Below are 12,478 nucleotides of genomic sequence, written 5' to 3' on the forward strand. Positions count from 1 at the left end.
CTGGCCATGAGCAACAAGGTCATCATCAGCTGCGCGGTGACGGGATCGGCGCACACGCCGACGATGTCGGACGCGCTCCCGGTCACGCCCGAGGAGATCGCCGAGCAGTCGATCGCCGCCGCCGAAGCGGGCGCGGCGATCCTGCATCTCCATGCCCGCATCCCCGAGGACGGTAGGCCGACCGGCGATCCCGAGGTCTATGCCCGCTTCCTGCCCGTGATCCGGCAGCGCACCGACGCCGTCATCAACATCACGACGGGCGGTGCGGCCACCATGCCGGTCGCCGAGCGCCTCGCCGCCTCTGCGCGTTTCAAGCCCGAGCTTTGCTCGCTCAACATGGGCTCGCTCAATTTCGCCTTCTTCCCCGCCGCGAAGCGCATCGCCGACTGGAAATACGCGTGGGAGAAGGACTATGTCACCGGCTCCGACGACTATATCTTCCGCAACACCTTCCGCGATATCGAGACGATCCTCACGACGATGGCGGAGGCGGGTACCAAATTTGAGCATGAATGCTATGACGTCGGCCATCTCTACAATCTCGCCCATTTCGTCGATCGCGGCCTGGTGAAGCCACCCTTCTTCGTCCAGATGATCTTCGGCATATTGGGCGGCATCGGTGCCGATCTCGAAAATCTTCATTATATGAAGGAAACCGCCGATCGCCTCTTCGGACGCGGCAATTACCGCTGGTCGGTGCTCGCCGCGGGTAGGCACCAGATGCCCTTTCTGACGCAGGCGGCGTTGCTCGGCGGCTATGTCCGCGTCGGGCTCGAGGACAGCCTTTTCATCGAACGCGGCGTCCTTGCGGCTTCGAATGCCCAGCAGGTCGAGAAGATCAAGCGCATCCTCGCCGAAATGGGTCACGAACCCGCGAGCCCCGCCGAAGCGAGGGAAATCCTCGGTCTCAAGGGCAGTGACCGCGTCGCCTTCTGAGCCGTGCACAGGAAGCAAGCGAATGAGGGCTTCGGTCATCGACCGATTCGGCCGTCCAGACACGGCCCTTTGGCGTGCCTGAGAATCCGTATCGCCAGATGAATTCGTACCTCATCTTCATGATCCAACAACGGCACAATGCACAGCCCGTATACGCGGATGTCGACGGGGCTGCTTTCAAGGCGCGCTGTCGCCGCTCACGGCGACAGAGATGGTGCATTCACGGTCACCCGAATAGCTGATTTCCTTTGCTACTCGGCAAGGGAAAACCGTTGGCACCGCCGATTACACCGATACACCGTTTGGAAAAGCTGGATTGGAACGCCTCGCGCGCGCGCATCCGTCCCGCTGGGCGCGCTCAGCGTGACTATTCCAATGAAGTGTATGGGGTCATTTGCTCCGCCACGAGACGTCGCCGGTGCAGGCTCAACAATCCTCAATCAATGAGTGGAAGGAATAGTTCGCCAACAAATTGAATTGGACGATGAGCCCCAAGGCGCGGCAAATGGCGCCAAATCAAAAAATGCCGTGGGGAGGACAGTCATGGTCACAGCCTTTAGGACAAATTTGCTTTGTGCCACCGCGCTATCGATCGCGTGTGCGCTTGCAGTGCCGGCACATGCCCAGGACGCTGCATCGCAGGGCGAAAAGCCCGAGGCGCAGGAAGGTGGCCTTGAGACAATCGTCGTCACGGCGCAGAAGCGCGAACAGAATTTGCAGGATGTTCCGGCCGCCGTTTCCGCCATAGGCGGCGAGACGCTGCGCACGCGCGGCATCACGGAGACCTCAGACTTGATGGGCGCGATCCCCAGCCTGCAAGTCACCACTCCCTATGGTCGCACCCAACCGAATTTCTCGCTGCGCGGGATTTCAGTGGCGAACGAATTTTCCGCCTCCACTGCGTCGCCGGTTGGCGTCTATGTCGATGAAGTCTATCAGAGCTTCCGGGCGAGCCATGGCCTGCAACTCTATGACATCGACCGGGTCGAGGTACTGCGCGGACCGCAAGGAACACTCTACGGTCGCAACACCACGGGTGGCGCGATCAGCTTCTTCACGCGCAAGCCGGATCTGGGAGAGGCCAATGGCTATCTGACCGCCGGCTATGCCAATTACGACACTTTCACGGTGCAGGGCGCCGCTGAAGCGACGCTGGTTCCCGACATCTTGGGCGTCCGCGTCGCCGGTACTTTTGCAAAAGGGGATGGTTGGCAGCGCAATGTACTGCCTGGGAATGAGCGCGACCTAGGGACCACCGATACGATCGGCGGTCGCATCTCGATCCGCTTCCGGCCCGATCCCGATCTCGACATCAATTTGAAGCTCTATGCCGCGAAGGACGATCCATGGGGCACCGCGCCCTATGCAGGTGGTCAACTCGCGGGCGGGCAGGATGCGCTCGGCTATTCGCGTTACGATCCGCAACCTTTCCTAGGCGGGCGGTTGCTGCGTGACAATGAGGTCGCAGTTGATCGGGTAGGTAAGAACATCAGCAAGTCGAAAGGGATAGCCCTCAACATCAAATGGGATGTCAGCGACCAATTCTCCGTCACCTCGATTACCGGCTACGACACCGGCGACTATATCAACAATCCTGATGATTGCGATGGCGGCCCAGCCGATCTCTGCTCGATCGGCCTCACGTCGACGAGCAAGAATTTCAACCAGGATCTGCGTTTCAGCTATTCGAACGACCGCCTCGATATCATTGCCGGCCTTTATTATGGCAGGGACAAGGTCAAGACGGTCAACTACCCGGACTTTTTCGGGGCGCTGAGGCCGCTGCTGCTTGGCGCCGGTCTTCCGGGCAGCTACAATAACGCCGCAATCGGAACGCCCGACGCGATCCGCTATATCCCAGCCTTTGCCGCCAATCCGGCGTTGGGGCCTGGCGATGCCGGATTCTGCGACGCGATCGAGATCAATCCCAACGGCTTCCTTGATGCACGCTCGCTGATTGCACTCCAGACCGACATCGCGATCAATAATACGGGCAATGGCGGCATGGGGGGTAGCTTTTCGGCGGGCTGCGCCGGGGCAGGCGCGCCTCCGTTCACCCCGATCCTCGGCGAACAGCGTTTTGACGTGTCGCGCCCCTCGAAGGCGATCTACGGCGACGTAACCTGGAAAACGACCGAGCGGCTGACCGTGGCGGTGGGTGCACGCTACACCCAGGATAAGGTCAATTACCTTAACGGCAGCACTTTCCTCTATGCGCTCGACGGTACGACGCCGGTTGTCAACCTGATCCCCTACAGCAATCCATACAACCCCAATCTCGCGCCGCTTGAGCAGCGCGAAAAGGCAAACAGGCTAACCGGCCGTATCAATGTCAGCTATGAGTTCGCCGATGATATCATGGGCTATCTCCAGTACAGTCGCGGTTACCGCAGCGGCAGCTTCAACGGGCTTGCCTATCAGGGCGTCAATCAAGTCTATTATATCCAGCCTGAAAAGGTGAATGCATATGAGGCGGGGCTCAAAACCCGGCTGTTCGATCGCCGCGTCCAACTTAACCTCGCGGGCTTCTACTACGAGTATTCGAATCACCAAGTAACGCAGGTGGTTGGCGCTACAACCTTCACGCGCAGCGCCAATGGTCGCCTGTTCGGTGGCGAGGCCGAACTCGCCTGGCAGGTGGCCGATACGTTGCGTTTCGATGCTTCGCTGGGCTATCTCAACAGCAAGTACAAAGGCAATGTGATCGATCCGGCAAACCCGGCAAGCCCGACATTGAACGTCAACGGCAATCCCTTCCCGAACGCGCCGGAGGTTACGTTCCAGGCCGGATTCGACTGGGATATGATCGATGACGGCACCAACAAGCTGACCTTGCGCGGTGATGCGTCCTACATGGGCAAGTACTATTTTGATCCGTTCAAGAATTATGGGCAGACACCGTGCGATACACCCCCAGCGGGATCGAACATAACGCTCGCGGGTAAGGCGATTACATGCGCAAATCCGGGCTACTGGCTCGCCAATGCGCGATTAACCTATGCGCACGACAATATGTCGGTTAGCTTGTGGGCGAAGAATCTGTTCGACAAATATTACTACACCTACGGCCTCAACATGAACGTGTTCGGCTACGATTATCTGAACCGCGGCATGCCGCGCACTTATGGCGTCGAAGCGACAGTCAAGTTCTGATCGCTGCTGCGACGGGGGCGGCGGGCATCCTCTCCCGCCCGCTGCCCCCGATTTTTCGACCTGACTTTCAGACCGAGGAGTATCCATGATGCGTTCCACCGGCAACGGTCCCTCATTCATCGGCACGGCGTACAGAATCGAGCGCGCTGCGATCACTGAGATCGGCGCAGCTGAAAGCACCGCCCAGGCGAGCAGCGCCGAGCGGCCGGCGCGCCTCCGGACGATTTAACGTGGATGCGTCTTGGAACAGAACTGAGCTGGAACGAATTTTCGCGACCCAACGCGAAGGGACGCGTGAGCAGGTTTCGCGCAGCTACGAAGAACGCATGGACCTGCTCGGGCGCCTTGGCCGGATATTTGAGCAGCACAGAGACGAATTGGTCGATGCCGTTGCCGCCGATTTCGGCATTCGATCCCGCTACGAGACTATCCTGCTCGACCTGATGCTTGGCATATCGGAAATTAAATTTGCGCGCCGCAATCTGAAGACGTGGCTGAGGCCGCGGCGGGTGAAGACTGACATCTTCGGCCTTCCCGGTTCATCGCGCCTGGTCCCCCAGCCCCTAGGTGTGGTGGGCGTTCTCGGCACGTGGAACTATCCGCTCGGCACCATATTCGTTGGCGCGGCCGGTGCATTGGCGGCCGGCAACCGCGTGATCGCAAAGCCGAGCGAAGTTTCCGCCAACGCCGCCGAAGCCAGCGAGCGGCTTGTGCGCCGGTATTTCGCCGAAGAGGAATTCGCGATTGTCCAGGGCGGGCCCGACATGGCACAGGCGATGACGGCCCTACCTTTCGACCATATTCTCTTCACCGGTTCACCCGCGGTTGGCCGCAAAGTCTATGAAGCGGCGGCTGCCAACCTTACACCTGTTACTCTGGAACTTGGCGGCAAATGCCCTGCCATCGTGGGCAAGGGTGCATCGCTTGCACAAGTCTGTGAAAGCTTAGTGTTCGGCAAGCTGCTCAACGCCGGCCAGACCTGCATCGCCGCTGACTATGCCTTCGTCCATGTCGATCAGATGGAAAGCTTCGTCGCCGCACTCCGCGCTCAGGTTGCCAAATGCTACCCCAACGCGGCAAGCAACCCCGATTTCACCAGTATCATCAATGACCGACAGTTCGCGCGGCTCCAAGGTTTGCTCGATGATGCCGAAGCCAAGGGCGCGACGGTGCTCAACCTCTCGGACAACGGCGATGGAACGCTTCCTGAACGGCATCGGATCGTGCCGTTGGCGGTTCTCGACGTTACCGATGACATGGCGATGATGCAGGAGGAGATTTTCGGACCGATCCTGCCGATCATGCCATATCGCTCCGAAGACGATCTCATTCGCTACGTAAACCGGCATGAGCGCCCGCTGGCGCTCTATTATTTTGGCGACGAAAGTGAGGAACGGCGCAAGATCATTTCCGAAACGCACGCTGGCGGCGTGACTCTCAACGGCACGGTCATGCACGTCTTCCAGCGCCGGCTGCCTTTCGGTGGCATCGGACAGAGCGGCATCGGTGCCTATACCGGCGTCGCCAGTTTCGAGCGCTTCACTCATTACAAGCCGGTGTTCTCTCAGCCGAAACTCAGCCTGCTTGGTCAACTTCTGCCACCCTATTCGAGCAAGACCGAAGGACTACTCAACATCTTCGAAAAGATCCTCTGACGTGGCTGCGGCGGTTGATGCTGGCATGTTGCATGACGCCGGGTCGCCAGCATGGGTCGAATGACAAGGGAAGCAAATGGCTGACTATGTAATTATTGGAGGTGGGTCGTCGGGCGGCGTTATCGCCAGCCGGTTGTCCGAGGACCCCGATGTCACCGTTTGCCTGCTCGAGGCAGGCGGCCCAGGCACCTCGCCGCTTGTGTCCACGCCCGGCGCTTTTGCGGCGCTGATCCAAGACTATCGGATCAATACGCTCAACTGGCGGTTCAACACCGACCCTTCAAAGGCGCTCAACGACCGCCGCCTCTACAATCCGCGCGGGAAGATGCTGGGTGGATCGAGCGGTATGAACGGGATGGTCTATATCCGCGGCGACCGGTCGGATTTCGACCACTGGGCCGAACTCGGCAACGACGGCTGGGGTTACAACGATGTCCTGTCCTATTTCCGCAAGGCTGAGAATAATGAGCGCGGTGAGGATGAGTTTCACGGCTCGTCGGGACCGCTTCACGTATCCAACGGCAAGCGCGAATTCGATGTCTATGATGCTTTCATCGAGGCGGCGACTGGACTGGACCATCAAGCCAATCCGGACTTCAATGGGGCCAGCCAGGAAGGTGTCGGCATCTATCAGTTTACCGTGAAGGACGGGAAGCGCGCCAGCGTGAAGGCGTGTTACCTTGATCCGGTGATGGGCAGGCGCGGCAACCTCCGCGTCGAAGTACATGCCCGCGTCCATCGTATCAGGTTTGAGGGCAACCGCGCGGTGGCAGTCGAGTATTCCCAGGACGGGCAGTTGAAGACGATCCCGTGCGAAAAGGAAGTCATTGTCAGCGGCGGCGCCTATAATTCGCCCCAACTGTTGATGCTTTCCGGTATCGGACCGCGTGATGAGTTGGAGAAGCATGGAATCGAAGTGATTCATGATATTCCCGGTGTCGGCCAGAATCTTCACGACCATCCTGACCTGATGCTGATCTACCAGTCGAAGAAGCGGCTCGGGATCGCACTCAATGTCGTTGGCGCGATCAAGACCGTGCGAGACCTATTCCAGTATCTCACGCAAAGGAAAAGCTGGCTGGCATCGCCGCCCACGGCTGCAGGCGGTTTCTTGCGATCCGCGCCGGGGCAGAACCGGGCGGATTGCCAGGTCCATGTCGTGCCGGTCGCCTATCGCGACCATGCGCGCGACTACAAGCTGATGACGAAATGGGGCTATACGATCATTCTCAATATTGGGCGCCCAAAGAGCCGCGGCTGGGTTGCCTTACATGACTCAAACCCCGAATCCGATCCCAAGATGGACCTCAATCTCTTGAGTCATCCCGACGACCTCAAGACGTTGCGCAATGCCTTCCGTGTCGTGCAGGAGATCCTGCATTCGGATCGCATGAAGGCGATGATGAAACGGCCTCTCTATCCTGACCGCTACCTTGAAACTGATGAAGAGATCGACGCCTATATCCGGGCAGAAGCCAATCATGCTTATCATCCGGTGGGAACATGCAAGATGGGCACCGACGAGATGGCGGTGGTCGACAACCGCCTGCGCGTTCACGGCCTCGCAAATATCCGCGTGGCCGATGCCTCGATCATGCCATCAGTCGTCAACGGCAACACCAATGCAACCTGCATCATGATCGGCGAGAAAGCCGCCGACATGATCCGGCACGATAATATGAGCAGCAAGAATAGCATCGCAGAATATTGAATTGGACGATTGGATCAATGCTGCAGACACAGATGCTTACGAAAAGAAGTCCGGAGAGGCCTATCGCATGTCAGTTTATTATGTGTCGACTGCGCCATTGTGGGCGAGCGCCTTAGAGGAGCGCGGCTGATGGACGTCCGTACGCAAATACGTCGCGCCGCACGTTATTTCGCCCAGCAAGAGGCTCTCGTTCACGGCCACAGGCGGTTGACTTTCTCGGAAGCCTGGTTGCGCGGCGTGAAGCTCGCAAATGCTCTTGCGGAGTGCGGCCTTCAACCGGGTGACCGGATTGCTACGCTGGAGAAGAACTCCATCGAGGCCGCCGACATCATACTGGCGGCTGCCATTGGAAACTATACGCGTGTTCCTCTCTATGCGCGCAACCGATGTGAAGCGCACGCCCATATGATCGCGAGTACCGGATCTCGGTTGGCGCTGGTCGATGAGGCATTGGCTTCGGAGTTGGCGGGGCTGGATGCCCAAGCTCCGACGCTTGAGCGGATCATTATCCGCGATCACAACTATGAGAATTGGTTGGCGACAGCCTCGGACCGGGATCCCGATCCCGTCGTCGCGCCGGAGGACTATTGTGTCATCCGCCACACCGGCGGCACGACGGGCAAACCCAAGGGCGTTGCCTATCGGCACCGTTCATGGATGACGATCTCCGCCGCATTTTTCAGCATCGGCCCCCAAGTGGCTCCAGGGGATGCCATTCTGCATGTCGGCCCGTTGTCCCATGCATCGGGCTTCCTGTTCGTGCCGGCCTGGTATTGCGGCGCCCGCAACGTGATGATGGACGGCTTCGATCCAGCGTCCTTTCTTGACACTCTCGAGCAGGAACGGATCAGCCATGCCTTTGTAGCCCCCACCATGCTCAATGCCATAGTGCATCACGACGGGGCATATGGCCGCCACTTTCCGAATTTGAAGTTTCTGCTGAGTGCTTCAGCGCCGATCTCCGAGCCGACGCTTCGCAAGTCGTGCCAGATATTCGGGAATCATGTTCTTCATTCGGGCTATGGACAGACCGAAATCCTGCCCATCGCGTCTATGGGGCCCAACGAGTGGTTCGGCGAATTTGAAGGTTCTGCCCCAATTCGGGCGGTCGGACGTCCCATGAGCGGCGCCGATATCGAAATCCGTAACGAGGACGGAAAGGTGCTGGGACCAAACGAGCCCGGCGAGATCGTCGCACGGTTCGAAAATGGCCAGATGGAGGAATTCTGGAACGATCCGGAGGAAACCGCCCGGCGCATGGAAGATGGCTGGGTCAAAACCGGCGATGTCGGCATGATCGACACAAACGGATTTTTGTATCTGCTCGATCGCAACAACGACATGATCGTGTCAGGCGGCTTCAATATCTATCCCACCGAAATCGAAAACGTAATTGCCGACCATCCCGGTGTACTCGAGGTCGCGGTCTTTGGCGTGCCCCATGAAAAATGGGGTGAAACGCCGCTTGCAATGGTGCGTGTCAAGCCCGGAGCACAAATCACGGAGACCGAGATAATAGATTTGGTGCGCCAGCGTCTGGGCTCCGCAAAAAAGCCAAGCAAGGTCGTTTTTACCGCCGAGCCACTGCCGTTGAGCAATGTCGGAAAGGTGCTTCGTTCAAAGCTTCGAGAGCCCTATTGGGCGGGCCAGGACCGGCGCATTTCGGGGGCATGACCGACGCAGCCATCCTAGCCACATCCTCTATTCCGGTGACCGCCTGCCGGCGCGCGGGAGACTGCAATGGATTATGAATACATCCTGGTTGAGCAACGCGGCCCAGCGCTTTGGGTGACCCTCAACCGGCCGGCAGCGTTGAACAGTCTGTCGTTGGCTTTGGCCGAGGAACTAGCCGCAGCGATCGAGGCAGCGGAAGCAGATGCGACGGTGCGCGCTTGCATTCTTACCGGCGCCGGACGGGCGTTTTGCGCTGGCGCGGATCTGCTCGCAATTGGCGATGGAACAGGCGGACAAACTCTCGCCGAACGCTTAAATCTGTTTCTGCCGCGGCTCGGTCAGGCTTTTAACAGGATCGAGACGTCGCGCCTTCCGATAATTGCGGCGGTCAACGGCCTTACGCTCGCCGGCGGCTTGGAACTGGTGTTGTGCTGTGATCTCGTCATTGCCGCGCACCCGGCCAGATTTGGCGACGCCCATGCAAATTACGGCCTGTTGCCCGGCGGTGGAGGGTCGGTTCGACTCCCTAGGAAGATCGGCGAAGCGCGTGCGAAACATCTGATGATGACCGGCGGGACCATCTCGGCTGCCGAGATGAAGGAAGCCGGACTCGTGACCCAACTGGTTGCTCCCGAGGATCTCATTGCGGCAGCGCAAGCGCTGGTAGAATCTCTTGCAGAAAAGAGCCGGCCAGGGCTCGCCTACATGAAGCAGCTAGTCCGCGCTGCGCAGGATAGCTCGCTCGAAGTCGGGCTGCGTCAGGAACTCGAAGCCATGGCTGCTTACGCCTTGTCCAACGACATTGTCGAAGGACTGGCGGCATTCCGGGAGAAGCGGAAGCCCGATTTTTCCGACCGGTGAGACCTGATCGGATGCGGAACACATTGGAAGAATGGATCAACGAATGACCGACATATTCGTCATGGGGGTTGGGATGACCCCGTTCGGAAAACAGTTCGACAAGAGCCTGAAAATGCTCTGCGCCGAAGCTTCGTCGCAGGCCTTTTCCGACGCAGGATGCACCGCCGGCGATGTCGAAGCCATCTTCTTCGGCAATTGCGTCCAGGGGCATATGGAGGGCCAGGACATGATCCGCGGCGAAATCGTGGCGCGAGCGATGGGCATCTCAAGCGTTCCCGTGGTGAATGTCGAAAACGCATGTGCGACGGCTTCCACGGCCTTGCACATGGCCGCCGCCTATGTTCGATCGGGGGCAGCGGATGTCGTACTCGCGCTCGGCGCGGAGAAGATGTACTCGCCCGACAAGGCGCTCATGTTCAGTGCATTCGATGGCGCTTGGGACGTGCATGAAACCGAGTCGGGCCGCGCGCAGCTGCTGGCCATGGGCAATGGCGTCGATGTTCCGGAAGGAACGACATCGAGTCAGCCTTACAGCGTTTTCATGGATGTATACGCCGCGATGGCACGCGCGCACATGAAGACCTACGGCTCGACGCAAGCGCAAATCGCGGCCGTCTCGGCGAAAAATCACATGCATTCGACGCGCAATCTGCTTGCCCAGTATCGCCTCCCATATACCGTCGAAAGTGTACTCGCTGCGCCTCCGATCGTTTACCCGTTCACACTGCCGATGTGCTCTCCGATCAGCGACGGCGCCGCCGCTGCGATCATCTGCAGCGAAGCCGGTCGGCGCAAACTGTCGGCAGCCCCGGACAGGGCGCTAAGAATCCTGGCGTCTGTGCTGCAAACCGGCGCCGCGCGCGATCCCTTTGATTATGACCACCATGTCAGCCGCCTTGCGGCGAACCGGGCCTATGCGATGGCCGGCGTGGGGCCAGAAGATATTGGCGTCGCGGAGGTGCATGACGCCACGGCGGTTGGCGAGATCATTGAAATCGAGGCGCTCGGCCTGACGCCGCCTGGCGAGGGCGGACTCGCGGCAGAGCGCGGTGAGACGGCGCTGGGTGGGCGTATTCCGGTAAACACGTCGGGCGGGCTTGAATGCAAGGGACATCCGATCGGCGCCACCGGGCTCGGCCAAATCTACGAGCTTGCGCTGCAATTGCGCGGCGAGGCGGAAGATCGACAGGTTCCGAATGCCCGGTTCGCGATCGCGCAGAACGGCGGAGGTGTCATCGGGGTGGAAGAGGCGGTGGTCGCCGTCACGATCCTGGGCCGGTAGTTGTCAGAGCGCGCCTAGGGAAACACGGGGTCACGATATGAACTTTGAGCTGTCCGATGAACAACGCATGGCGGTGGAAACCGTCCGCCGCTTTCTCGACAACAAGCTTGAGCCGGAAATCCGCCGGCATGGGGAGCGGTTCATCCCCAAACCGCTCATGAAGGAATGGACTCAAGCACTGACCGGCTATGGCCATATTACCGCACCGCATCAGGAGCAATGGGGCGGGCTTGATATGGGATGGCTCACTCATCTGCTCATTTTCGAGGAGATCGCCTATTCCTCGCTCGATGTGGCCATACCCGGCTTCATCAACGCGGTTGGCGCAGAACTCATCCGCCGCTTCGCCCCGGAGACGATCAAGCAACGCTATCTTGCCGACCTCGTCGCGGCCGAGAAGTTCGTTTCGCTCGGCATCTCGGAGCCCGATGTCGGCTCGGACGTCGCCGCCATCAAGACACGCGCCGTACGAGACGGCGATTTCTGGGTCATCAATGGCGAAAAGACCTGGATCACCAACGGAGCCTACTCGGACATCTTCATCTGTACGTGCAAGACTGGCGAAAATGAAGTCACTCACATCCTGGTCGATCGTGACGAGAGTGAGTATGAGGTGCGCGATATCCAGAAGATGGCGCTCAACGGCCAATCGACTGCACAGATATTCCTGACCGAATGCCGCGTACCGGTGGCAAACACGATCGGCCGGGTCGGCGATGGATTGCGCAATACGTTGCAAGTGTTCGAGATTGCCCGCTGCCATATGGCGATGTGGAGTATCGGCATCGCACGGCGAGCAATGGATGAGGCGATCGCGTACGCTCGCGATCGCGCGCAGCATGGCAAGAAGATCGCCGGCCATCAGCTGATCGCCGACAAGATCGCCATCATGGCGACCAAGATCGACGCAGCCCGTCTGTTGACGCACCGGGCAATATCCCTCGTCCAGGCGGGCACGCGCGCAGAGACGGAATGCTCGATGGCCAAGTGGTACGCCACCGAAATGGCGATCGAAGCGACGCGCGATGCGCTTCAGATCCATGGCGGCAACGGCGTCACCCGCGAATTCATCGTCGAGCGGCTGGTGCGTGAGGCGATCATTTGCCCCATCCCCGATGGCACGACGGAGATTCAAAAGCTTGTTGTTTCGCGCGCCCTGACCGGCATTCAAGCCTTTCGGTAAGGCTCAGACGAAAACGACAGCGT

At 59.4% G+C, this 12,478-nt stretch carries 9 protein-coding genes; all 9 read left to right on the forward strand.

Annotated features, from left to right (window positions below):
* Nucleotides 1-6: 6 nt before the first annotated feature.
* The 9 genes from kce to L6Q21_RS07645 all read left to right on the forward strand — a co-directional run bounded on the left by kce (nt 7) and on the right by L6Q21_RS07645 (nt 12,455).
* Nucleotides 7-936 (forward strand): 3,5-dioxohexanoate:acetyl-CoA acetone transferase, encoded by a 930-nt coding sequence (gene kce, locus L6Q21_RS07605; protein ID WP_011415056.1) that lies wholly within the window; start codon nt 7-9, stop codon nt 934-936.
* Nucleotides 937-1,479: 543 nt separating this feature from the next.
* The gene (locus tag L6Q21_RS07610) at nt 1,480-4,089 is read left to right on the forward strand and encodes a TonB-dependent receptor (RefSeq protein ID WP_237830185.1); all 2,610 of its coding nucleotides are present in this window, start codon (nt 1,480-1,482) and stop codon (nt 4,087-4,089) included.
* An 85-nt stretch (nt 4,090-4,174) separates the two neighbouring features.
* Nucleotides 4,175-4,318: a hypothetical protein gene (locus L6Q21_RS07615; RefSeq protein ID WP_011415058.1), complete on the forward strand. Its 144-nt coding sequence runs from the start codon at nt 4,175-4,177 to the stop codon at nt 4,316-4,318.
* Between the two features lies 1 nt (nt 4,319).
* Nucleotides 4,320-5,744 (forward strand): aldehyde dehydrogenase family protein, encoded by a 1,425-nt coding sequence (locus L6Q21_RS07620; protein ID WP_067678632.1) that lies wholly within the window; start codon nt 4,320-4,322, stop codon nt 5,742-5,744.
* Nucleotides 5,745-5,820: 76 nt separating this feature from the next.
* Nucleotides 5,821-7,455, forward strand: coding sequence for a GMC family oxidoreductase (locus tag L6Q21_RS07625; RefSeq protein ID WP_237830186.1), 1,635 nt, complete (start codon nt 5,821-5,823; stop codon nt 7,453-7,455).
* A 129-nt stretch (nt 7,456-7,584) separates the two neighbouring features.
* Entirely contained in the window at nt 7,585-9,129 is a 1,545-nt protein-coding gene (locus L6Q21_RS07630; protein ID WP_026108915.1) for a class I adenylate-forming enzyme family protein, read from the forward strand.
* Between the two features lie 66 nt (nt 9,130-9,195).
* The gene (locus L6Q21_RS07635; RefSeq protein ID WP_054525391.1) at nt 9,196-9,990 is read left to right on the forward strand and encodes an enoyl-CoA hydratase/isomerase family protein; all 795 of its coding nucleotides are present in this window, start codon (nt 9,196-9,198) and stop codon (nt 9,988-9,990) included.
* Nucleotides 9,991-10,033: 43 nt separating this feature from the next.
* The gene (locus L6Q21_RS07640; protein WP_011415063.1) at nt 10,034-11,272 is read left to right on the forward strand and encodes a thiolase family protein; all 1,239 of its coding nucleotides are present in this window, start codon (nt 10,034-10,036) and stop codon (nt 11,270-11,272) included.
* 37 nt (nt 11,273-11,309) lie between these two features.
* Nucleotides 11,310-12,455, forward strand: coding sequence for an acyl-CoA dehydrogenase family protein (locus L6Q21_RS07645; RefSeq protein WP_011415064.1), 1,146 nt, complete (start codon nt 11,310-11,312; stop codon nt 12,453-12,455).
* Nucleotides 12,456-12,478 lie beyond the last annotated feature (23 nt).

The organism is Sandaracinobacteroides sayramensis (genome assembly GCF_022014495.1).
Lineage (GTDB): Bacteria > Pseudomonadota > Alphaproteobacteria > Sphingomonadales > Sphingomonadaceae > Sandaracinobacteroides > Sandaracinobacteroides sayramense.

What these genes read in the sequence shown, in the direction of transcription:
- kce (WP_011415056.1), top strand. Translation starts at nt 7, where the DNA reads ATGAGCAACAAGGTCATCATCAGCTGCGCGGTGACGGGATCGGCGCAC.
- L6Q21_RS07610 (WP_237830185.1), top strand. Translation starts at nt 1,480, where the DNA reads ATGGTCACAGCCTTTAGGACAAATTTGCTTTGTGCCACCGCGCTATCG.
- L6Q21_RS07615 (WP_011415058.1), top strand. Translation starts at nt 4,175, where the DNA reads ATGATGCGTTCCACCGGCAACGGTCCCTCATTCATCGGCACGGCGTAC.
- L6Q21_RS07625 (WP_237830186.1), top strand. Translation starts at nt 5,821, where the DNA reads ATGGCTGACTATGTAATTATTGGAGGTGGGTCGTCGGGCGGCGTTATC.
- L6Q21_RS07630 (WP_026108915.1), top strand. Translation starts at nt 7,585, where the DNA reads ATGGACGTCCGTACGCAAATACGTCGCGCCGCACGTTATTTCGCCCAG.
- L6Q21_RS07635 (WP_054525391.1), top strand. Translation starts at nt 9,196, where the DNA reads ATGGATTATGAATACATCCTGGTTGAGCAACGCGGCCCAGCGCTTTGG.
- L6Q21_RS07640 (WP_011415063.1), top strand. Translation starts at nt 10,034, where the DNA reads ATGACCGACATATTCGTCATGGGGGTTGGGATGACCCCGTTCGGAAAA.
- L6Q21_RS07645 (WP_011415064.1), top strand. Translation starts at nt 11,310, where the DNA reads ATGAACTTTGAGCTGTCCGATGAACAACGCATGGCGGTGGAAACCGTC.